At 69.7% G+C, this 21,244-nt stretch carries 15 protein-coding genes; 7 read left to right on the top strand and 8 right to left on the bottom strand.

What is annotated here, in order from left to right:
• Window positions 1–54: 54 nt before the first annotated feature.
• The gene (gene mshC, locus ACKTSN_RS36915) at window positions 55–1,284 is read left to right on the top strand and encodes a cysteine--1-D-myo-inosityl 2-amino-2-deoxy-alpha-D-glucopyranoside ligase (RefSeq protein WP_409473073.1); all 1,230 of its coding nucleotides are present in this window, start codon (window positions 55–57) and stop codon (window positions 1,282–1,284) included.
• Window positions 1,285–1,364: 80 nt separating this feature from the next.
• Here the strand turns inward: mshC and ACKTSN_RS36920 are convergent, their stop codons facing one another.
• The 6 genes from ACKTSN_RS36920 to ACKTSN_RS36945 all read right to left on the bottom strand — a co-directional run bounded on the left by ACKTSN_RS36920 (window position 1,365) and on the right by ACKTSN_RS36945 (window position 8,483).
• A complete protein-coding gene (locus ACKTSN_RS36920) occupies window positions 1,365–2,333 on the bottom strand; it encodes a PAC2 family protein (protein WP_224734419.1) in 969 nt (322 codons plus the stop codon).
• Window positions 2,334–2,499: 166 nt separating this feature from the next.
• Window positions 2,500–3,171, bottom strand: coding sequence for a FadR/GntR family transcriptional regulator (locus ACKTSN_RS36925; RefSeq protein WP_409473074.1), 672 nt, complete (start codon window positions 3,169–3,171; stop codon window positions 2,500–2,502).
• 122 nt (window positions 3,172–3,293) lie between these two features.
• Window positions 3,294–4,910, bottom strand: a complete 1,617-nt coding sequence (locus ACKTSN_RS36930; protein WP_224734417.1) for a glycerol-3-phosphate dehydrogenase/oxidase — start codon at window positions 4,908–4,910, stop codon at window positions 3,294–3,296.
• Window positions 4,911–4,959: 49 nt separating this feature from the next.
• Window positions 4,960–6,501 (bottom strand): glycerol kinase GlpK, encoded by a 1,542-nt coding sequence (gene glpK / locus ACKTSN_RS36935; RefSeq protein WP_409473075.1) that lies wholly within the window; start codon window positions 6,499–6,501, stop codon window positions 4,960–4,962.
• Window positions 6,502–6,582: 81 nt separating this feature from the next.
• A complete protein-coding gene (locus ACKTSN_RS36940) occupies window positions 6,583–7,377 on the bottom strand; it encodes an MIP/aquaporin family protein (RefSeq protein WP_409473076.1) in 795 nt (264 codons plus the stop codon).
• Window positions 7,378–7,718: 341 nt separating this feature from the next.
• On the bottom strand, window positions 7,719–8,483 hold the full coding sequence (locus tag ACKTSN_RS36945; protein WP_409473077.1) for an IclR family transcriptional regulator: 765 nt from the start codon (window positions 8,481–8,483) through the stop codon (window positions 7,719–7,721).
• Between the two features lie 324 nt (window positions 8,484–8,807).
• Between ACKTSN_RS36945 and metH the strand changes: the two genes are divergently transcribed.
• The 4 genes from metH to ACKTSN_RS36965 all read left to right on the top strand — a co-directional run bounded on the left by metH (window position 8,808) and on the right by ACKTSN_RS36965 (window position 16,802).
• Window positions 8,808–12,335 (top strand): methionine synthase, encoded by a 3,528-nt coding sequence (gene metH, locus ACKTSN_RS36950; protein WP_409473078.1) that lies wholly within the window; start codon window positions 8,808–8,810, stop codon window positions 12,333–12,335.
• 86 nt (window positions 12,336–12,421) lie between these two features.
• Window positions 12,422–13,123 (top strand): HAD family hydrolase, encoded by a 702-nt coding sequence (locus ACKTSN_RS36955; RefSeq protein ID WP_409473079.1) that lies wholly within the window; start codon window positions 12,422–12,424, stop codon window positions 13,121–13,123.
• 421 nt (window positions 13,124–13,544) lie between these two features.
• Window positions 13,545–15,149 (top strand): ABC transporter substrate-binding protein, encoded by a 1,605-nt coding sequence (locus tag ACKTSN_RS36960; protein ID WP_409473080.1) that lies wholly within the window; start codon window positions 13,545–13,547, stop codon window positions 15,147–15,149.
• Window positions 15,150–15,221: 72 nt separating this feature from the next.
• Entirely contained in the window at window positions 15,222–16,802 is a 1,581-nt protein-coding gene (locus ACKTSN_RS36965; RefSeq protein ID WP_409473081.1) for an ABC transporter substrate-binding protein, read from the top strand.
• 73 nt (window positions 16,803–16,875) lie between these two features.
• On the opposite strand, the gene ACKTSN_RS36970 is transcribed toward ACKTSN_RS36965, so the two are convergent.
• Window positions 16,876–17,547 (bottom strand): response regulator, encoded by a 672-nt coding sequence (locus ACKTSN_RS36970; RefSeq protein ID WP_129796974.1) that lies wholly within the window; start codon window positions 17,545–17,547, stop codon window positions 16,876–16,878.
• A gap of 14 nt (window positions 17,548–17,561) precedes the next feature.
• Window positions 17,562–18,542, bottom strand: a complete 981-nt coding sequence (locus ACKTSN_RS36975) for a RecB family exonuclease (RefSeq protein WP_409473082.1) — start codon at window positions 18,540–18,542, stop codon at window positions 17,562–17,564.
• A 178-nt stretch (window positions 18,543–18,720) separates the two neighbouring features.
• On the opposite strand from ACKTSN_RS36975, the gene ACKTSN_RS36980 reads away from it, so the two are divergent.
• Both ACKTSN_RS36980 and ACKTSN_RS36985 read left to right on the top strand, forming a co-directional pair.
• Window positions 18,721–20,184: a site-2 protease family protein gene (locus tag ACKTSN_RS36980; RefSeq protein ID WP_409473083.1), complete on the top strand. Its 1,464-nt coding sequence runs from the start codon at window positions 18,721–18,723 to the stop codon at window positions 20,182–20,184.
• A gap of 52 nt (window positions 20,185–20,236) precedes the next feature.
• Window positions 20,237–21,139, top strand: a complete 903-nt coding sequence (locus tag ACKTSN_RS36985) for a tRNA (adenine-N1)-methyltransferase (protein ID WP_129796971.1) — start codon at window positions 20,237–20,239, stop codon at window positions 21,137–21,139.
• The last annotated feature ends 105 nt before the right edge of the window (window positions 21,140–21,244 follow it).

The raw sequence follows: 21,244 nt of genomic DNA on the forward strand, positions 1-21,244 counted from the left end.
CATCCCGCCTGGTCCGGTTCGTATACGGAACTCCAGTCCGGTTAGGCTCAGGACATGCATGCCTGGCCCGCTTCTGAGGTCCCCGCCCTGCCCGGCAAGGGCCGCGACCTCCGGATCCACGACACAGCGACCGGTGGCCTCGTCACCCTCGCCCCCGGTCCCGTCGCCCGTATCTACGTCTGCGGCATCACGCCGTACGACGCGACCCACATGGGTCACGCGGCGACCTACAACGCGTTCGACCTCGTGCAGCGCGTGTGGCTCGACACCAAGCGGCAGGTGCACTACGTCCAGAACGTCACCGACGTCGACGATCCGCTCCTGCAGCGGGCGGATCGCGAGGGTATCGACTGGGTCGCCCTCGCCGAGCGGGAGACCGCGCTGTTCCGCGAGGACATGACCGCCCTGCGGATGCTGCCGCCGCAGCACTACATAGGCGCGGTCGAGGCGATACCCGGCATCGTGCCGCTGGTGGAGCGACTGCGGGACATGGGCGCCGCCTACGAACTCGAGGGGGACACCTACTTCTCCGTCGAGTCCGACCCCGACTTCGGCAACGTCTCGAACCTGGACGCTGCCGCCATGCGGCTGCTCTCCGCCGAGCGGGGCGGCGACCCGGACCGTCCGGGCAAGAAGAACCCCGTCGACCCGATGCTGTGGATGGCGGCCCGTGAGGGCGAGCCCAGCTGGGACGGCGGCTTGCTCGGCCGCGGCCGGCCCGGATGGCACATCGAGTGCGTCGCGATCGCCCTCGACCACCTCGGGATGGGCTTCGACGTGCAGGGCGGCGGCTCCGATCTCGCCTTCCCGCACCACGAGATGGGCGCCTCGCACGCCCAGGTGCTGACCGGCGAGTTCCCCATGGCCAAGGCGTATGTGCACGCCGGCATGGTCGCCCTCGACGGCGAGAAGATGTCCAAGTCCAAGGGCAACCTCGTCTTCGTCTCCCGGCTGCGCCGGGACGGCGTCGACCCGGCCGCCATCCGGCTCGCGCTGCTCGCCCACCACTACCGGGCCGACTGGGAGTGGACCGACCAGGTGCTGCGGGACGCCCAGGCGCGGCTCGACCACTGGCGCTCGGCTGTCTCCCGCCCCGACGGGCCGAGCGCCGACGCGCTGGTCGAGGAGATCCGCGAGGCCCTCGCCCACGACCTGGACGCGCCGTCCGCGCTCGCCGCGGTCGACCGCTGGGCCGCCGCGCAGCACGAGCAGGGCGGCACGGACACCGGCGCCCCCGGTGTGGTGACGCGTGCGGTGGATGCGTTGCTGGGCGTGGCCCTGTAAGACGCCGGTCGACAACATCGGTCAACGCAGTGGGCCGCTTCCTCCGCACGGGGGAAGCGGCCCATTCGCGCTGCGTACGCTCATTCCTCGGGCGAATCCTCGTCGTCGTTGCCCGGCTTCGGCGGCCGGGTCCGGCCGCCCGGGTTGTCCCGCAGATACGGCGGGCTGTCCCCGCCGTCCGCCGTGGCGTGCCCGCCGGGCGGGGTGCCGCCGTCCCGGCGCCGCAGGTACCGCTCGAACTCCCGGGCGATCGCCTCGCCCGACGCCTCCGGCAGCTCCGCGGTGTCCCGCGCCTCCTCCAGCGTCTGGACGTACTCCGCGACCTCGCTGTCCTCGGCGGCCAGCTGGTCCACCCCCACCTGCCAGGCGCGAGCGTCCTCGGGCAGCTCGCCCAGCGGGATGTGTACGCCGATCAGGTCCTCCAGACGGTTGAGGAGGGCCAGCGTCGCCTTCGGGTTGGGCGGCTGCGACACGTAGTGCGGCACCGCCGCCCACAGCGACACCGCCGGTACACCTGCATGCGTGCAGGCCTCCTGGAGGACGCCGACGATGCCCGTGGGGCCCTCGTACTTGGTCTCCTCCAGGTCCATCCGGCGGGCCAGGTCCGCGTCGGACGTGGTCCCGCTGATCGGGACCGGACGGGTGTGCGGGGTGTCGCCGAGCAGGGCGCCCAGGATCACCACCAGCTCCACGCCCAGCTCGTGCGCGAAGCCGAGCAGCTCGTTGCAGAACGAGCGCCAGCGCATGGACGGTTCGATACCGCGCACCAGCACCAGATCACGCGGCTTGTCGCCGCCGACCCGGACCACCGACAACCTTGTCGTCGGCCAGGTGATCTTGCGGACACCGGCGTCCATCCACACCGTGGGCCGGTTCACCTGGAAGTCGTAGTAGTCCTCCGCGTCCAGCGCCGCGAAGACCTCGCCCTTCCACTCCCTCTCGAGATGCGCGACCGCGGTGGAGGCGGCGTCGCCGGCATCGTTCCAGCCCTCGAACGCGGCCACCATGACCGGGTCGATCAGCTCGGGAACCCCCTCGAGCTCGATCACCCAGTGCCTCCTTCCGACGTGCCCTCGCCTAACAACCCAACCTTACGGCGTGCGGCGGGGGCGCCCGCAGCCCCCTGCACGGGGGAGTGAACGGATCACTGCCCCGTTCGCCACCCCGGAACACCCCATGATTCATCCGAGCTGTCGCCTGGTAGACGGGCCTGGCTCACAGGGTGCTGCGCAGCCACTGCTCCACGCTCGCGATGTGCACCGTGGCCCAGGAGCGGGCCGCCTCCGCGTCGCCGCCGCGCAGGGCGGCGAGGATGGCACGGTGCTCGTACAGGGTGCGGCTGACCGCGTCCTCCTGGGTCAGGCCGCGCCAGATCCGCGCCCGGGTGGTCGGCCCGGACAGGCCCTCGAGCAGGGAACACAGCACCGAGTTGCCGGAGGCCTGCACGATGCTCCGGTGGAACTCCAGGTCGCAGGAGACGAGTTCCTCCACCGAGGGATCGCCGCCCAGGGCGTCCAACTGGGCTGTCAGGGCGTCGACTTCCTGCTCGCCGATGCGGTCGGCCGCCATCGCCGTGGCGGCCGGCTCCAGGATGCGGCGCACGGCCAGGAACTCCAGCACCGTGTCGTCACGGTGGAAGTCGACGACGAAGCTCATGGCTTCCAGGAGCAGTTGCGGATCCAGGCTCGTCACGTACGTCCCGTCGCCCTGCCGCACGTCCAGGATCCGGATCAGCGACAGTGCGCGTACCGCCTCGCGCAGGGAGTTGCGGGACAGCCCCAGGCCGGCGGCGAGTTCGCTCTCCTTGGGCAGCCGGTCACCGGGACGCAGCGCACCGGAGACGATCATGTCCTTGATCTTCTCGATCGCCTCGTCAGTCACTGCCATGGCCGGCCTCCCTGTAGCTCAGACCTCCGATGTCTCAACACATTATGGGGGTGCCGTCCGCCGACCGACGGGGAAAGGGGCGGCTCCGTCGGCGTGGAGCCGCCCCCTTCGCTGTGCGGGCGTTACTTCTTGTCGAGCAGGTCCTGGACCTTCGTACGGACTTCGTCCGTGGCCAGGCCGCGGATCGTCAGCGTCGTACGGCGGCGCAGCACGTCGTCCTGCGTCTCGGCCCACTCGTGGTCGCGGGCCCAGACGACCTGCGCCCAGATCTCCGGGGCGTCGGGGTGGACCCGCTCGGCCAGCTCCGGGTTCTCGTTGGCGAGCCGGGCGATGTCGAAGGCCAGCGAACCGTAGTGCGTGGCCAGATGCCTGGCGGTGTCGGCCGCCATGCGCGGGCCGGGCGCCGGACGGTCGACCAACAGCCGGTGAGCGACCGCGCGGGGGTTGGCGACACCCGGCAGCGGCAGCTTCTTCGGCAGCGTGGAGATCGGCTCGAAGTCCTCGCCCAGCGGGCGGCCCGGCAGCGCCTCCAGCTTCTTCATGATCGTCCGACCGATGTGGCGGAAGGTCGTCCACTTGCCGCCCGCCACGGACAGCATCCCGCCGCGGCCCTCGGTGACCACCGTCTCGCGCTTGGCCTTCGCGGTGTCGCCGGGGCCGCCCGGCAGCACCCGCAGACCCGCGAAGGCGTAGGTGATCAGGTCACGGTCGAGTTGCTGGTCGCGGATGGAGAACGCGGCCTCGTCCAGGATCTGGGCTATGTCCTTGTCGTTGACCGAGACATCGGCCGGGTCGCCCTCGTACACCTCGTCGGTCGTGCCGAGCAGCAGCATGTCCTCCCAGGGGAGGGCGAAGGTGATGCGGTACTTGTCGATCGGGGTGGCGAGTGCGGCCTTCCAGGGGGAGGTGCGCTTCAGGACCAGATGTGCGCCCTTCGAGAGGCGGATCGACGGGGCGGCATTCGGGTCCTCCATACGGCGCAGGTGGTCGACCCACGGGCCGGTCGCGTTCAGTACAAGGCGGGCGCTCACCCCGAACTCGTCACCGGACAGGCGGTCCTTGAGCTCGGCGCCGGTCACCCGGCCGTTGGTGAAGCGCAGTCCGGTCACCTCGGCGTGGTTGAGGACGACCGCGCCCGACTCGACGGCCGCGCGGACCGTCATCAGGGCCATCCGCGCGTCGTTCATCTGGTCGTCGCCGTACACGGCCACGGCCTTGAGGTTCTCGGTGCGCAGCTCGGGCACGTCCGCCTGGGCCTTGGCGGGGGAGAGCAGGTGCCCGACGCCGTCGCCGAAGGCCGACAGCATCGAGTAGGCGAAGACACCGGCCCCCAGCTTCGCGGCGCCGTGCGGGCCGCCCTTGTACACGGGGAGGTAGAAGGTGAGCGGGTTCGCCAGGTGGGGGGCCACCTGGCGGGAGACCGCACGGCGCTCGAAGTGGTTCTCCGCCACCAGCTTCACCGCGCCGGTCTGCAGGTAGCGCAGACCGCCGTGGAGCAGCTTGGAGGAGGCGGAAGAGGTGGCACCGGCGAAGTCGCCGGCGTCGACCAGGGCCACCCTGAGCCCGGACTGCGCGGCATGCCAGGCGGTGGAGATGCCCAGGATGCCGCCGCCGATCACGAGAAGGTCGTACGACGCCTTGGAGAGCTGCTCCCGGGTCTCGGCGCGGCTCGGGTTGGAGCCGGAGGCCGGGCGTGTCCCCAGGGCAGGCACGGACTGCAGGGTGGACTGACTGGTCATGGTGGGTTGTTGCTCCTCGTCAGCTAGGTGGAGCTCTTCCGAGCTCTCGTCAGCTCTCGTCCTCGTCGAGCCAGCCCATGGTCCGTTCGACGGCCTTGAGCCAGCTCTTGTACTCACGGTCGCGGATCTCCGCGTCCATGCGGGGGGTCCACTCGGCGGCCCGGCGCCAGTTGGCACGCAGGTCGTCGGTGCTGTTCCAGAAGCCGACGGCGAGACCGGCGGCATAGGCGGCGCCGAGGCAGGTGGTCTCGGCGACCATCGGGCGCACCACGGGGGCGTCCACGAAGTCGGCGAGCGTCTGCATCAGCAGGTTGTTGGAGGTCATGCCGCCGTCGACCTTGAGGGCGGTCAGCTCGACGCCGGAGTCCTTGGTCATGGCGTCGGCGATCTCCCGCGTCTGCCAGGCGGTGGCCTCCAGGACGGCGCGCGCGAGGTGCGCCTTGGTGACGTACCGGGTCAGACCGGCGATCACACCGCGGGCGTCGGAGCGCCAGTACGGGGCGAACAGACCGGAGAAGGCCGGCACGAAGTAGGCGCCGCCGTTGTCCTCGACCGACAGCGCGAGCGTCTCGATCTCGGCGGCGGTGGAGATCAGGCCCATCTGGTCGCGCATCCACTGCACCAGCGCACCGGTGACGGCGATCGAGCCCTCCAGGGCGTAGACCGGCTGCTCGCCGCCGATCTGGTAGCCGACGGTGGTCAGCAGCCCGCTGTAGGAGTTGATGATCTTGTCGCCGGTGTTCATCACCATGAAGGTGCCGGTGCCGTACGTCGACTTGGTCTCGCCCTCGGCGAAGCAGGTCTGGCCGAACAGGGCCGCCTGCTGGTCGCCGAGCGCGGAGGCGACCGGGATGCCGCCGAGCAGGTCGCCCAGCTTGCCGCCGGTGATCTCGCCGTAGACCTCGGCGGAGGAGCGGATCTCGGGGAGGATCTGCAGCGGTACGCCGATCGACTCGCAGATCTTCTCGTCCCACTGCATGGTGTGCAGGTTCATGAGAAGGGTGCGGGAGGCGTTGGTGACGTCGGTGACGTGGTGGCCGCCGTTGACACCGCCGGTCAGGTTCCAGATGACCCAGGTGTCCATGGTGCCGAAGAGGATGTCACCGGCTTCGGCACGTTCACGCAGGCCCTCGACGTTGTCGAGCAGCCAGCGGGCCTTGGGGCCGGCGAAGTAGGACGCGAGGGGAAGGCCGGTCTCCCGGCGGAAGCGGTCCTGGCCGACGTTGCGGCCGAGTTCCCGGCACAGGGCGTCGGTGCGGGTGTCCTGCCAGACGATGGCGTTGTGGACGGGCTCACCGGTGTTCTTGTCCCACAGCACGGTGGTCTCGCGCTGGTTGGTGATGCCGATGGCCTTGATGTCGTCGCGGGTGATGCCGGCCTTCTCGACGGCGCCGGCGACGACCTCCTGGACGTTGGTCCAGATCTCGGTTGCGTTGTGCTCGACCCAGCCCGGCTTCGGGAAGATCTGCTCGTGCTCCTTCTGGTCGACGGAGACGATACGGCCGTCACGGTCGAAGATGATGCAGCGGGACGAGGTGGTCCCCTGGTCGATGGCGGCGATGAACGGGCCGGCGGTGTGTGCGTCGGTCACTGTGTGCTCCTGGAAGTCCTTGGGGCTGGGGCTCGGGTTACGGCGTCATGCTTGCGGCTGCGAGAGCGGACGGACCCGGTTCTAAGCAAAAGCGACGTTGTAGATGCCTGCCGCGATGGCGGCGCCGATCAGCGGACCGACCACCGGAACCCATGCGTAGGACCAGTCCGAACCGCCCTTGTTGGGCAGGGGCAGAAGGGCGTGCACGATACGCGGACCGAGGTCACGGGCCGGGTTGATGGCGTAGCCGGTCGGGCCGCCGAGGGAGAGGCCGATGCCGACCACGACGAGCGCGGTGACCAGGGCGCCAAGCGTGCCGAGGCCGTTGCCGTTGTCGTTCAGGCCCTGCGTGAGCACGGCGAGCACCAGCACGAAGGTGCCGATGATCTCCGTGGCCAGGTTCTGCACCGCGTTGCGGATCTCGGGTCCGGTGGAGAAGACGCCCAGGACCGGGCCGGCGCCCGTCTCCTGGGCCTCGACGGCCTTGGCCTGGGTGGCCTGCGCGCCCGGGCCGCCGACGATCTCCTTGTCGGTGAGGTGGGCGTGGAACTGGCCGTAGTAGGCGAGCCAGACCAGGGTCGCGCCGATCATGGCGCCGAGCAGCTGTCCGCCCCAGTAGACCGGGAGGTTGCCCCAGTCGCTGTCCTTGATCGCGATACCGAGTGTGACCGCCGGGTTGAGGTGGGCGCCGGACAGCGGCGCCGAGACGTAGACGGCCGTCAGGACGGCGAAACCCCACCCGAAGGTGATCGCGAGCCAGCCGGCGTTGCGGGCCTTGGAGGCCTTGAGAACGACGGCGGCAACGACGCCACCGCCGAGCAGGATGAGTATGGCGGTACCGATGGTCTCGCCGATGAAGATGTCGGAGCTGGACACCCGCGACTCCTTTGTCCTTCGTCCAGGGGAAGCCGAACCCCGAGTCCCTTCCGGGGTCCGCGAGCCCTCGCAGGTGAGGGCGATACCGGCCCTTGACGTTGTCACACTCTAGCGCGTATTGCCGGTAGGTGTTCGACAATGCCGACCGATGGACGGGAGTCTTGCTTCGGCGTTACGTGCACGTCAAGAGTTCTGTTGCCGAAAATGCGATCGTTATTGATCGCTACGAGCTGTCGATTTCTCGGGGCGGATGTGTTGAAATCTGCCCTATATGTCCGTTTTTAGGGTAGGGCGAAAGCCGGAACGCCGTACTGACGTCCCGGTTTGCTCGGATGTATCTGTCAGAACCGCCCGGCGCCCAGGTCCCGCGACACCGCGCGGGCACAGTCCCGTACCGCCGCGATCAGCTCGGGGCGCAGCTCGCCGTCCGGGCGCAGCCGCTCCACGGCGCCCGTGATGCCGACCGCGCCGACCGGCATGCGCCGCCGGTCGTGGATGGGTGCGGCGACGGAGGCGACGCCCTCCCAGGTCTCCTCGACGTCCGCCGCGTAGCCACGCGCGCGCGTGATGTCGAGGATGTGCTCGAAACCGTCCGGTTCGCACACGGTGCGGTCGGTGAACGCCTTGCGGTCGCTCTCCAGTGCCTCGCTGTGCGCGACCGGGTCGTACGCCGACAGGACCTTGCCCAGGGCAGTGGAGTGCAGCGGCTGCATGGCCCCGATCTCCAGCACCTGCCGGCTGTCGTCGGGCCGGAAGACGTGGTGCACGATCAGCACGCCCTGCTGGTGCAGCACCCCCAGGTAGACGCTCTCCCCGCTGGAGCGGGCCAGGTCGTCCGTCCAGACCAGGGCCCGCGCGCGCAGCTCGTGCACGTCCAGGTACGTGGTGCCCAGGCGCAGCAGCTCGGCGCCCAGCTGGTAGCGCCCGGAGGCGTCGTCCTGCTCGACGAAGCCCTCCTGCTGGAGGGTGCGCAGGATGCCGTGGGCCGTGCCCTTGGCGAGGCCGAGGGCCGAGGCGATGTCGGACAGACCCAGCCGCCGCTCGCCGCCCGCGAGCAGGCGCAGCATCGCGGCCGCCCGTTCGAGCGACTGGATGTTCCGTGCCATCGCCGTTCTGCCTCCGTCCCCTGTGCGACCGTCGAGCCACGACGTCCGCCTCGCTGTTCGCCGATGTTCGACTATGTCCAGTGTTCGGCAATGCCGAACACTACCTGTCGATGCCGATCTGCCGCCAATGGTCGGTCGGCAGTTGTTGCGTCACACGTCCACCGGCGGTGACCAGACCGCTATCGTGGTCCGTCTCGTGGACGCCCTGACCATAGGCCCCGGGTCCCGGCTACCCTGGCGGCGTGCGCCCTCGTCGGGAAGCCCGCGCGGGCTTTGGACAGGAAGCGCAAAGCCGACAGCCGTCGCACTCCAGGGAGCCCATACATGGCCTCGTTGCCGCAGACCCCTTCCATCGACAGTTCCACCGACAGCCGGACCCGCGTGTCCGCCCTGCGCGAGGCGCTCGCCACCCGAGTGGTGGTGGCCGACGGGGCGATGGGCACCATGCTCCAGGCCCAGGAACCCACTCTCGAGGACTTCCAGCACCTCGAGGGCTGCAACGAGGTCCTGAACGTCACCCGCCCGGACATCGTGCGCTCGGTGCATGCCGAGTACTTCGCCGCGGGCGTGGACTGTGTGGAGACCAACACCTTCGGCGCGAACCTCAGCGCTCTCGGCGAGTACGACATCGCCGACCGCATCCACGAGCTGTCCGAGGCAGGTGCCCGGATCGCCCGGGAGACCGCCGACGAGTTCGCGCGGCGCACCGGGCAGCAGCGCTGGGTGCTCGGCTCGATGGGCCCCGGCACCAAGCTGCCCACCCTCGGCCACACCACCTTCGCCGCGATCCGCGACGCCTACCAGCAGAACGCCGAGGGCCTCCTCGCGGGCGGCGCGGACGCGCTGCTCGTGGAGACCACGCAGGACCTGCTCCAGACCAAGGCCTCGGTCGTCGCCGCCCGCCGGGCGATGCGGACGGCCGGCTACGACGTGCCGCTGATCGTCTCGGTCACCGTCGAGACCACCGGCACCATGCTGCTCGGCTCCGAGATCGGCGCGGCGCTCACCGCCCTGGAGCCGCTCGGCATCGACATGATCGGCCTGAACTGCGCGACCGGCCCGGCCGAGATGAGCGAGCACTTGCGCTTCCTGGCCCGCCACTCCCGCATCCCGCTGTCCTGCATGCCGAACGCCGGCCTGCCCGTGCTGACGGCCGAGGGCGCCCACTACCCGCTCACCGAGCCGGAACTTGCCGACGCGCAGGAGAACTTCGTCCGGGACTACGGGCTGTCGTTGGTGGGCGGCTGCTGCGGTACGACGCCGGAGCATCTGCGGCAGGTCGTGGAGCGGGTCCGGGACACCACGCCGAGCGAGCGCAGTCCGCGTCCGGAGCCGGGCGCCGCGTCCCTGTACCAGTCGGTGCCGTTCCGTCAGGACACCTCGTATCTGGCGATCGGTGAGCGGACGAACGCCAACGGGTCCAAGAAGTTCCGTGAGGCGATGCTGGAGGGCCGCTGGGACGACTGTGTGGAGATGGCCCGGGAGCAGATCCGTGAGGGCGCGCACATGCTCGACCTGTGCGTGGACTACGTCGGCCGGGACGGCGTCGCCGACATGGAGGAACTGGCCGGCCGGTTCGCGACCGCCTCGACGCTGCCCATCGTGCTGGACTCCACCGAGGTCGACGTGATCCGGGCGGGTCTGGAGAAGCTGGGTGGCCGGGCGGTCATCAACTCGGTGAACTACGAGGACGGTGACGGGCCCGAGTCGCGGTTCGCGAAGGTCACGGAGCTGGCCCGGGAGCACGGTGCCGCGCTGATCGCCCTGACCATCGACGAGGAGGGCCAGGCCCGTACGGCTGAGAAGAAGGTCGAGATCGCCGAGCGTCTGATCGCCGACCTGACCGGCAACTGGGGCATCCGCGAGTCGGACATCCTCATCGACTGTCTGACCTTCACGATCTGCACCGGGCAGGAGGAGTCCCGGGGCGACGGCATCGCCACCATCGAGGCGATCCGCGAGCTGAAGCGCCGTCACCCCGAGGTGCAGACCACGCTCGGCCTGTCGAACATCTCCTTCGGCCTGAACCCGGCCGCCCGGATCCTGCTCAACTCCGTCTTCCTCGACGAGTGCGTCAAGGCGGGCCTGGACTCGGCGATCGTGCACGCCTCGAAGATCCTGCCGATCGCCCGCTTCGACGACGAGCAGGTCACCACCGCCCTCGACCTGATCTACGACCGCCGCCGTGACGGCTATGACCCGCTGCAGAAGCTGATGGCGCTGTTCGAGGGCGCCACCGCCAAGTCGCTGAAGGCGGGCAAGGCGGAGGAACTGGCCGCGCTGCCGCTGGAGGAGCGCCTCAAGCGGCGCATCATCGACGGCGAGCGCAACGGCCTGGAGGCCGACCTCGCCGAGGCCCTGCAGGACCGGCCCGCCCTGGACATCGTCAACGACACCCTGCTGGACGGCATGAAGGTGGTCGGGGAACTGTTCGGGTCCGGGCAGATGCAGTTGCCGTTCGTGCTGCAGTCCGCCGAGGTGATGAAGGCCGCCGTCGCCCATCTCGAGCCGCACATGGAGAAGACCGACGCGGACGGCAAGGGCACCATCGTGCTGGCCACCGTGCGCGGCGACGTGCACGACATCGGTAAGAACCTGGTCGACATCATCCTGTCCAACAACGGCTACAACGTGGTCAACCTGGGCATCAAGCAGCCGGTCTCGGCGATCCTGGACGCCGCCCAGGAGCACAGGGCCGACGTCATCGGCATGTCCGGGCTGCTGGTGAAGTCCACGGTGATCATGAAGGAGAACCTGGAGGAGCTCAACGCCCGGGGCCTGGCCGCCGACTACCCGGTCATCCTCGGCGGCGCCGCCCTCACCCGTGCCTACGTCGAGCAGGACCTGCACGAGATCTACGAGGGCGAGGTCCGCTACGCCCGGGACGCCTTCGAGGGCCTGCGCCTGATGGACGCCCTGATCGGCGTCAAGCGGGGCGTGCCCGGCGCGAAGCTGCCGGAGCTCAGGCAGCGCCGGGTGCGGGCCACCGCCACCGCTGTCGTCGAGGAGCGTCCGGAGGAGGGGCACGTCCGCTCCGACGTCGCCACCGACAACCCCGTCCCGACGCCGCCGTTCTGGGGCACCCGCGTCGTCAAGGGCATCCAGCTCAAGGAGTACGCGTCCTGGCTGGACGAGGGCGCCCTGTTCAAGGGCCAGTGGGGGCTGAAGCAGGCCCGCACCGGCGAGGGCCCCTCCTACGAGGAACTCGTCGAGAGCGAGGGCCGGCCCCGGCTGCGCGGCCTGCTGGACCGCCTCCAGACCGAGAACCTGCTCGAGGCGGCCGTGGTGTACGGCTACTTCCCGTGCGTGTCCAAGGACGACGACCTGATCATCCTGGACGACGCGGGCAACGAGCGCACCCGGTTCACCTTCCCGCGCCAGCGCCGCGGCCGCCGGCTGTGCCTGGCCGACTTCTTCCGCCCGGAAGAGGCCGGCGAGACGGATGTGGTCGGGCTCCAGGTCGTCACGGTGGGTTCGCGGATCGGGGAGGAGACGGCCCGGCTGTTCGAGTCCGACTCCTACCGCGACTACCTCGAACTCCACGGTCTGTCCGTGCAGTTGGCCGAGGCCCTCGCCGAGTACTGGCACGCGCGCGTGCGGGCCGAGCTGGGCTTCGCCGGGGAGGACCCGGCCGACATCGAGGACATGTTCGCGCTGAAGTACCGAGGAGCGCGTTTCTCGCTCGGCTACGGCGCCTGCCCGGACCTGGAGGACCGGGCGAAGATCGCCGACCTGCTCGAGCCGGAGCGGATCGGGGTCCGGCTGTCCGAGGAGTTCCAGCTGCACCCCGAGCAGTCCACGGACGCCATCGTGATCCACCACCCCGAGGCGAAGTACTTCAACGCACGCTGATCGGATACGTCGTACACTGGTCGGTCCACAGCAGGCCGGTTCCCGTCAGGGAACCGGCCTGCTAGTCCCTCAGGAGGTACCACCGGATGACGACGACGGTCCCCGCACTCGGCACCCGTACGGCGGAGGGCTCCGCCCTGCAGGCCGTACTCCTCGACATGGACGGCACCCTGGTGGACACCGAGGGCTTCTGGTGGGACGTCGAGGTCGAGGTCTTCGCAGGCCTCGGTCACACCCTCGACGATTCCTGGCGCCATGTCGTGGTCGGCGGTCCCATGACCCGCAGCGCGGGGTTCCTGATCGAGGCCACCGGCGCCGACATCACCCTCGCCGAGCTCACCGTCCTGCTCAACCAGGGGTTCGAGGACCGTATCGACCGCGCACTGCCGCTGATGCCGGGTGCCGCCCGGCTGCTGGCCGAGCTGGCCGCGCACGAGGTCCCGACGGCGCTGGTCTCGGCCTCGCACCGGCGCATCATCGACCGGGTGCTGGGCTCGATCGGCCCCCAGTACTTCGCCCTTACCGTGGCCGGGGACGAGGTGGCGCGCACCAAGCCGCACCCCGACCCGTATCTGCTCGCCGCCGCGGGACTCGGCGCGGAACCGGCCAGATGCGCGGTCGTCGAGGACACCGCGACCGGTGTGGCGGCCGCCGAGGCCGCGGGCTGCCCGGTGGTGGCCGTACCGTCGGTGGCCCCGATCGCCCCGGCTGCCCGGCGTACCGTGGTGGACTCTCTCGAACAGGTGGACCTGGCATTTCTGCGCGGCCTGATGACGGAAATGTGCTAGGTGTTCACCCACCGTACTGCTTCGCCAGAACAGTAATTCACCGGGTGCACTTGCGAAAGAATTTCGAACTCCCGGATGGCTGAATTCCGGTCCTGTTGAACCCTGTGCGAAAGTGTGATGTTCGCCACTTCTTGAGGGGTCGACAGGGGGCTGCCTGCGTGTCTCGCGGCCCCGATACGGGGCGGTCACCCTGCCTTTGTGTCCCGATTCATGGAACGCTGTACTAATCCTTCCGCTGTCGGGTTTTCAGTGTGTCCGCGCCCGGTTTCGCAGCGTGATGGGCGCTCAACTCCCGCCGCTGCGAACCCCGGAGCGGGTGCGCATTAATCTCGTCGCGAGAACCTTGCCCCGCTCCCGTGCTCCGCTGCGCCACCCCTGCATGCCGGATACACGGACTTGACAGCTCTGGAGAAACTCGAGCATGAACCGCAAGACTTTGGTGCTGCCGGCTGTGGTCGGCCTGCTCGCGCCCGCGCTCGCCGCCTGTGGCGGGTCGGACAGCGGGAGCGACGGCGGCGATGCGATCGTCGTCGGCACCACGGACCGGTTCATCGCCACCGAGGACGCACCCGCGCCCCTCGACCCGGCGTACGCCTACGACGTCGGCACCTGGAACGTGCTGCGGCAGACCGTGCAGACCCTGATGGTCCAGCCGCGCGGCGACGGCGAACCCGTCCCCGAGGCCGCCCAGAGCTGCGGCTTCACCGACACCGGCAACGAGCGCTACGCCTGCAAGCTGCGCGCCGACCTGAAGTTCTCCAACGGCGACCCCGTCACCGCGGCCGACGTGAAGTTCTCCATCGACCGGGCCCGCGCTATCAAGGCCGACAGTGGCGTCTTCGCGCTGCTGTCCACCGTCGACACCGTCGAGACGCAGGGCGACAACGAAGTCATCTTCCACCTCAAGACCGCGGACGCCACCTTCCCGTACAAGCTGTCGACTCCGGTCGCGGGCATCGTGAACCCCGACAACTACGAGAAGAACAAGCTGCGCGAGGGCTTCCAGATCGACGGCTCCGGCCCGTACACCCTTGAGGCCGAGGAGAAGAACGACGAACTCGTCCGGGCCGAGTTCACCAAGAACCCCCACTACAAGGGGGCGTTGTCGGTGAACAACCAGGAGGTCGACATGGTCTCCTACAAGGACGCCGACGCCATGGGCGTCGCCCTCGACAAGGGCGACATCGACATGATGACGCGCTCCATGACGCCCGAGCAGATCGACAAGCTCTCCGCCGCCTCCGACAGCGACGTCGAACTCGTGGAGGTGCCCGGCCTGGAGATCCGCTACCTGGCCTTCAACACCGACGCCCCGACGGTGAAGGACAAGGCCGTACGGCAGGCCATGGCCCAGATCGTGAACCGCAGCGAACTGATCTCCAAGGTCTACGGCTCCCAGGCCGAACCGCTGTACTCGCTGGTCCCGGCCTCCGTCACCGGCCATTCCAACGCGTTCTTCAACAAGTACGGCGACCCGAGCGTCACCAAGGCCAAGGCCCTGCTGACCGCCGCCGACATCACCACCCCGGTCAAGCTGACGCTGCACTACACGACCGACCACTACGGCGCCGCCACGAAGAAGGAGTTCGAGCAGCTGCAGCAGCAGCTCAACGACAGCGGCCTGTTCGACGTCAGCATCGAGGGCACGCCCTGGGACACCTTCGTACCCGCCGAACGCAACGGCGAGTACGACGTGTTCGGCATGGGCTGGTTCCCCGACTTCCCCGACCCCGACAGCTTCGTCGCCCCGTTCCTCGACAAGGACAACTTCCTCAAGTCGCCGTACGCCAACAGCGAGATCCGCAACTCCCTGATCCCGGAGTCCCGTCGTGAGGCCGACCGGCTGGGTGCCGCCGACAGCCTCAACCGGATCCAGGACATCGTGGCCGAGGACGTACCCATGCTGCCGCTGTGGCAGGGCAAGCAGTACGTGGCCGCGCGCGACGACGTCACGGGCGTCGCGTACGCTCTCAACTCCTCCGCGACCCTCCAGCTGTGGGAGCTCAGCCGCGGCGTGAGCGGCTGACCCATCCCCCTTTCCGTGCCCGGCTCCTGGACGGCGGCCCGGGGCCTTCGAGAACGACGTAAGGCACACGCAGTGAACATGCGCAACCAATGGCCGGTTCTGCCGATCTTGGCTGGGCTGGCCTCCGGTCTGCTGACCGGATGCGGATCCGAGACCGGCGACTCCGGGGAGAACGGCTCCAACGTGGTCATGGGGATGTCCGACGACGTCCTCTCCACGGACCCCGCGTCCGGCTACGACCCCGGCTCGTGGCTGTTGTTCAACAACGTCTTCCAGTCCCTGCTCAGCTTCCCCGAGGGCGGCACTGAACCGCAGCCGGAGGCGGCCCGGGGGTGCACCTTCACGGACACGTCGACCAAGGTCTACAAGTGCACGCTGAAGGACGGTCTGAAGTTCAGCAACGATGACCCGCTCACCTCGAAGGACGTCAAGTTCTCCTTCGACCGCATGCTGAAGATCAACGACGAGGCCGGTCCGGCCGTCATGTTCCCCATGCTCGACTCGGTCCAGACGCCGGACGAGAAGACCGTCGTGTTCAACCTGAAGGTCGCCGACGCCACCTTCCCCAGCAAGATCGCCTCCGGTGCCGGCTCCATCGTCAACCACCGGCAGTACGACGCGAACGGGCTGCGCAAGGACGGCGAGGCGGTCGGCTCCGGCCCGTACAAGCTCGACTCGTTCAGCGACGACGAGGCCGTGTTCTCGGTCAACGAGAACTACAAGGGCACCGCCGAGGTCCAGAACAGCGGCGTCACCCTGAAGTTCTTCCACGGCGACCAGAGCGCCCTGAAGGAGGCGCTCCTCGGCAACGAGATCGACATCGCCTACCGAGGCCTGAGCGCCGGCGACATCGCCGACATCGAGAACGCCGACGACGACGCCGGGGTCAAGGTCATCGAGGGCAGCAGCGCCGAGGTGCAGCATCTGGTCTTCAACATGGACGACCCCGTAGCCGGACAGCCCGGCGTCCGCAAGGCCATCGCCCACCTGATCGACCGCGAGGCCCTCATCGAGGACGTCTACCAGGGCACCGCGACCCCGCTGTACTCGATCATTCCGGCCGGTATCGCGGGCCACAACACGGCCTTCTTCGACACCTACGGTGCCCGCCCCTCCAAGGCGAAGGCCGCGGCCGCGCTGCGCGCCGAAGGCATCACCGGCAAGGTCAAGCTCACCCTCTGGTCGACCCCCTCCCGCTACGGACCCGCCACTGACCAGGAGTTGGCGGCGATCGCGGCACAGCTCAACGCCAGCGGCCTGTTCACCGCCGACGTGCAGTCCGTCGCCTTCGACCAGTACGAGAAGGACATCGCCGACGGCAAGTACGGCGTGTATGTCAAGGGCTGGGTGCCCGACTACCCGGACGCCGACAACTTCACCGCCCCGTTCTTCGGCGAGGGCAACGTCCTGGGCAACAACTACACCAACAGCGAGATCACCGGCACCCTCATCCCCAGCACCGCCGCCGAGAGCGACCGCGCGGGAACCGACGAGGAGTTCGGGGAGTTGCAGGACATCGTCGCCGAGGAACTCCCCGTCCTGCCGGTCTGGCAGGCCAAGCAGTACGCGGTGATCCGCGAGGCCGTCTACGGCCTGGAGTACTGCCTCGACGCCTCGACCGTGTTCCGGTTCTGGGAGATCAGCAAGGGCTGAGCAGCCGACATGCGTCAGGGCGCCCGCTTCCTCGGAAGGGGGCGCCCTCGGCGTCGTACGGCCGCAGGTGGGGTCACTGCGCGCCGGGGCGCACCAGACCGCTCTCGTACGCGTACACCGCGGCCTGCACCCGGTCCCGCAGCCCCAGCTTGGTCAGCACATGGCCCACATGCGTCTTGACCGTGGTCTCGCTGACGAACAGGTCGGCGGCGATCTCCGCGTTCGACAGTCCACGCGCCACCAGCTTCAGAACCTCCACCTCGCGCTCGGTGAGGGTGTTCAACGTGTCGGGGACGGGTTCGTCGCCGGACGGCAGATGCGTGGCGTACTTGTCGAGGAGGCGCCGTGTGATGCTCGGTGCGAGCATCGCCTCGCCGGCCGCCACGACCCGGATCGCCTGCACCAGTTCGTTGGCGGGGGCGTCCTTCAGGAGGAAACCGCTGGCGCCCGCCTTGAGGGCCTCCACCACATACTCGTCGAGGTCGAACGTGGTCAGCACCAGCACCTTCGCCGGGCCGTCCCGCCCCGGGCCGGTGATCTGCCGGGTCGCCTCCACGCCGTCCATCCGCGGCATGCGGATGTCCATCAGCACCACATCGGGCTGCAGAGCCCGCACCTGGTCAAGTGCCTGGAGGCCGTCTCCGGCCTCGCCGACGACCGCGATGTCCTGCTCGGCCTCCAGGATCATCCGGAAGCCCGTACGCAGCAGCGGCTGGTCGTCGACCAGTAGGACACGGATGGCCACGTAAGTCTCCTTCGCTAGTCCGGCCCCATTCTGCCCTGCTCCGAATCCCCCGACCCGACCCCCCTCACGGGCAGCGGATACGGCGGGGGAGTGCCGCCGAACTCCGGGCACACCGCCTGGTGATCGCACCAGCCGCACAGCTTCGTCGGCCGCGGCCGCCAGTCGCCCGTCTCGGTGGCCCGCCGGATCGCCTCCCACAGCGCCAGCAGCTTGCGCTCCACCCGCTCCAGGTCGGCGAGGACCGGATCGTACGTCAGAACGTCACCGCTGCCGAGATAGACGAGCTGCAGCCGCCGCGGGACGACCTTCTTCAGCCGCCAGACCACCAGGGCGTAGAACTTCATCTGGAACAGCGCATCCTCGGCGTACTCGGGCCGTGGCGCCTTGCCCGTCTTGTAGTCGACGATCCGCACCTCACCGGTCGGCGCCACATCCACCCGGTCGATGATCCCGCGCAGTCGCAGCCCCGACTCCAGCTCCGCCTCCACGAACAGCTCACGCTCGGCCGGCTCCAGCCTGCTCGGATCCTCCAGCGTGAACCAGCGCTCCACCAGCTGCTCCGCCTCGCCCAGCCAGCGCGCCAGCCGCTCCCCGTCCGGGTCGTCGGCGAACAGCTCCTCGACCTCCGGCCTGCTCTGTCGCAACCGCTGCCACTGGCCGGAGATCAGCGACTTGGCCCGGGGCGCGGTGCGCTCCTGCGCGGGGGCGTCGAAGAGCCGCTCCAGGACCGCATGCACCAAGGTGCCTCTGGTCGCCGCCTCGCTGGGCTTCTCCGGCAGCCGGTCGATCACCCGGAACCGGTACAGCAGGGGACACTGCATGAAGTCGCCGGCACGCGAGGGCGAGAGCGAGGTCGGCGGTATGACGACGGGCTCGGTGGCGACAGCCGTCGCTGCCGTCGCCGTCGTAGGCTCGGCCATGACCGACGGATCCGTCCGGGTCCCGGCCGTGCCGCCGCTGTGGGCCTGCGCCGCGCCCTCGGTGCTGGTGTCCATACCCACAGACCATACGGCCCACCACTGACAGTGACGCACCCCGCGGCCGCAACCCCTGCCACGGCAAGGGAAACAGAGGGGGGTGCCGGGGCGGAACGCATCCCGACGGCCGCATACCATCGACCCGAGACCCTTCCGCCCGGCAGGCGCGGGAGACGCTTCAAAACGAGGGGACACCGTGGACGAGAGCGGCGGGAGCGGGCAGCCGCGGTCGGGCACCGACGAAACGGCCGAGCAGCAAACGGACCGTACGGCCCCGACCACCGACCCCACACGCCCCGACGCGCCCTGGCGGACACCCGCTGCGCCCACCGAACCGCCCGCAGCCGAGGCGCCCCCGGCGGAGCGCGCGGAAACCGACCCGGCCGACGCCGACCCCGACTCGGCCCGCCCCGCCGACGACGACCCGGCACCCGCCTCTCCCCCCGCCCACCGCCACCTCGCCCACACCGGCACCGGCCCCGAGAAGGGCCCCGCCCCGCAGCGTCCGGAGCCCAGAGGCGGGCTGCTGATGGGGCGGCCGTTCGGTGTGCCCGTGTACGTCGCCCCGAGCTGGTTCCTGGTCGCCGCCCTGATCACCTGGGTGTTCGGCGGGCAACTGGAGCGTGTACTGCCCGAGCTCGGCGCGGCCCGCTATCTGGTCTCCCTCTTCTTCGCGGTCGCCTTCTACGCCTCCGTGCTCGTACACGAACTCGCCCACACCGTCGCCGCCCTCCGCTTCAAGCTCCCGGTCCGCCGCATCCAGCTCCAGTTCTTCGGCGGCGTCTCCGAGATCGAGAAGGAAGCCGAGACCCCCGGCCGGGAATTCGTGCTCGCCTTCGTCGGCCCCCTGCTCTCCCTCGTCCTCGCCGGCCTCTTCTACCTCGTCCTGCAGCCGGTCGAGCCCGGCACGGTCCCCGGCGTCCTGCTGGCCGGCCTGATGATCTCCAACCTGATCGTCGCCGCCTTCAACCTCCTGCCCGGCCTGCCCCTCGACGGCGGCCGCATGCTCCGTGCCGTCGTCTGGAAGATCACCGGCAAGCCGATGAGCGGCACCATCGCCGCCGCCTGGGTCGGCCGCGCCCTCGCCGTCGCCGTCCTGATCGGCCTCCCGCTGCTCACCCAGTCCGGCGCCCTCGGCACCGAAGCCGTCGACAACGTCGGCATGGACACCGTCATGGACGCCCTGCTCGCCGCGATCCTCGCCGCCATCATCTGGACCGGCGCCGGCAACAGCCTGCGCGTCGCCCGCCTGCGCGAACACCTCCCGGAACTGCGCGCCCGCACCCTCACCCGCCGCGCGGTGCCCGTCGAGTCCGACACACCCCTCTCGGAGGCCCTGCGCCGCGCCAACGCCGCCGGCGCCCGCGCACTCGTCGTCGTCGACGCCGACGGCAACCCCATCTCACTCGTCCGCGAAGCCGCCATCGTCGGCGTACCCGAACACCGCCGCCCCTGGGTCGCCGTCAGCGGCCTCGCCCAGGAGCTCAGCGACGGCATGCGCGTCTCCGCCGAGTTGGCCGGCGAAGACCTCCTGGAGGTGCTGCGCGCCACCCCTGCCACCGAGTACCTGGTCGTCGAGGAGACCGGCGAAATCTACGGCGTCCTGTCCGCCGCCGACGTCGAGCGCGCCTTCGTCAAGGCCATGGCCAGGCCCTCGTAGCACCCGGCGGCCCGTGGTCGGCGCCCACCTGAAACGCCGGTAGGCTGGTCACATGTCCGAACCGACCGGTGCCGCCCGCAGGCGCGGGCCCTTCAAGGTCGGGGACCAGGTACAGCTGACCGACCCCAAGGGCCGCCACTACACGTTCACGCTCGAGGCCGGGAAGAACTTCCACACCCACAAGGGTTCCTTCCCGCACGACGAACTGATCGGCGCCCCCGAGGGCAGCGTTGTCCGCACCACCGGGAACGTCGCCTACCTCGCGCTGCGCCCCCTGCTCCCCGACTACGTCCTGTCCATGCCCCGCGGGGCAGCCGTCGTCTACCCCAAGGACGCAGGTCAGATCCTCGCCTTCGCCGACATCTTCCCCGGCGCACGCGTCGTCGAGGCCGGCGTCGGCTCCGGCTCGCTCAGCAGCTTCCTGCTGCGCGCCATCGGCGACCAGGGCATGCTGCACAGCTACGAGCGCCGCGCCGACTTCGCCGAGATCGCGCAGGCGAACGTGGAACGCTACTTCGGCGGCCCGCACCCCGCCTGGCAGCTCACCGTCGGCGACCTCCAGGACAACCTCAGCGACACCGACGTCGACCGCGTCATCCTCGACATGCTCGCTCCCTGGGAGTGCCTCGAAGCCGTCTCCAAGGCGCTCGTCCCGGGCGGCATCCTGTGCTGCTACGTCGCCACCACCACCCAGCTCGCCCGGACCGTCGAGTCCATCCGCGAAATCGGCTGCTTCAACGAGCCGACCTCCTGGGAGACGATGATCCGCAACTGGCACATCGAGGGCCTGGCCGTCCGCCCCGACCACCGGATGATCGGCCACACCGGCTTCCTGCTCACCGCCCGCCGCCTCGCCGACGGCGTCGAACCGCCCATGCGTCGCCGCCGGCCCGCCAAGGGCGCCTACGGCGAGGACTACTCCGGCCCCAACGCCGACGGAGGCATCGGCCGCTGAGGCGGCCCCCTGCCGCACACAACGTCACCGCGCCGTGGCCGAGTTCCCGCAACCCGCCGGGAACTCGGCCATGGCGCTTTCCCGTTGAGGCCGCACCGAAGGGGC

The organism is Streptomyces flavusporus (assembly GCF_046267975.1).
Classification (GTDB): Bacteria; Actinomycetota; Actinomycetes; order Streptomycetales; family Streptomycetaceae; genus Streptomyces; species Streptomyces flavusporus.

Coding starts and splice junctions, on each gene's coding strand:
- mshC (WP_409473073.1), top strand. CDS start 55: ATGCATGCCTGGCCCGCTTCTGAGGTCCCCGCCCTGCCCGGCAAGGGC.
- ACKTSN_RS36925 (WP_409473074.1), bottom strand. CDS start 3,171: ATGGCAGTGACTGACGAGGCGATCGAGAAGATCAAGGACATGATCGTC.
- ACKTSN_RS36930 (WP_224734417.1), bottom strand. CDS start 4,910: ATGACCAGTCAGTCCACCCTGCAGTCCGTGCCTGCCCTGGGGACACGC.
- ACKTSN_RS36945 (WP_409473077.1), bottom strand. CDS start 8,483: ATGGCACGGAACATCCAGTCGCTCGAACGGGCGGCCGCGATGCTGCGC.
- metH (WP_409473078.1), top strand. CDS start 8,808: ATGGCCTCGTTGCCGCAGACCCCTTCCATCGACAGTTCCACCGACAGC.
- ACKTSN_RS36955 (WP_409473079.1), top strand. CDS start 12,422: ATGACGACGACGGTCCCCGCACTCGGCACCCGTACGGCGGAGGGCTCC.
- ACKTSN_RS36960 (WP_409473080.1), top strand. CDS start 13,545: ATGAACCGCAAGACTTTGGTGCTGCCGGCTGTGGTCGGCCTGCTCGCG.
- ACKTSN_RS36975 (WP_409473082.1), bottom strand. CDS start 18,542: ATGGACACCAGCACCGAGGGCGCGGCGCAGGCCCACAGCGGCGGCACG.
- ACKTSN_RS36985 (WP_129796971.1), top strand. CDS start 20,237: ATGTCCGAACCGACCGGTGCCGCCCGCAGGCGCGGGCCCTTCAAGGTC.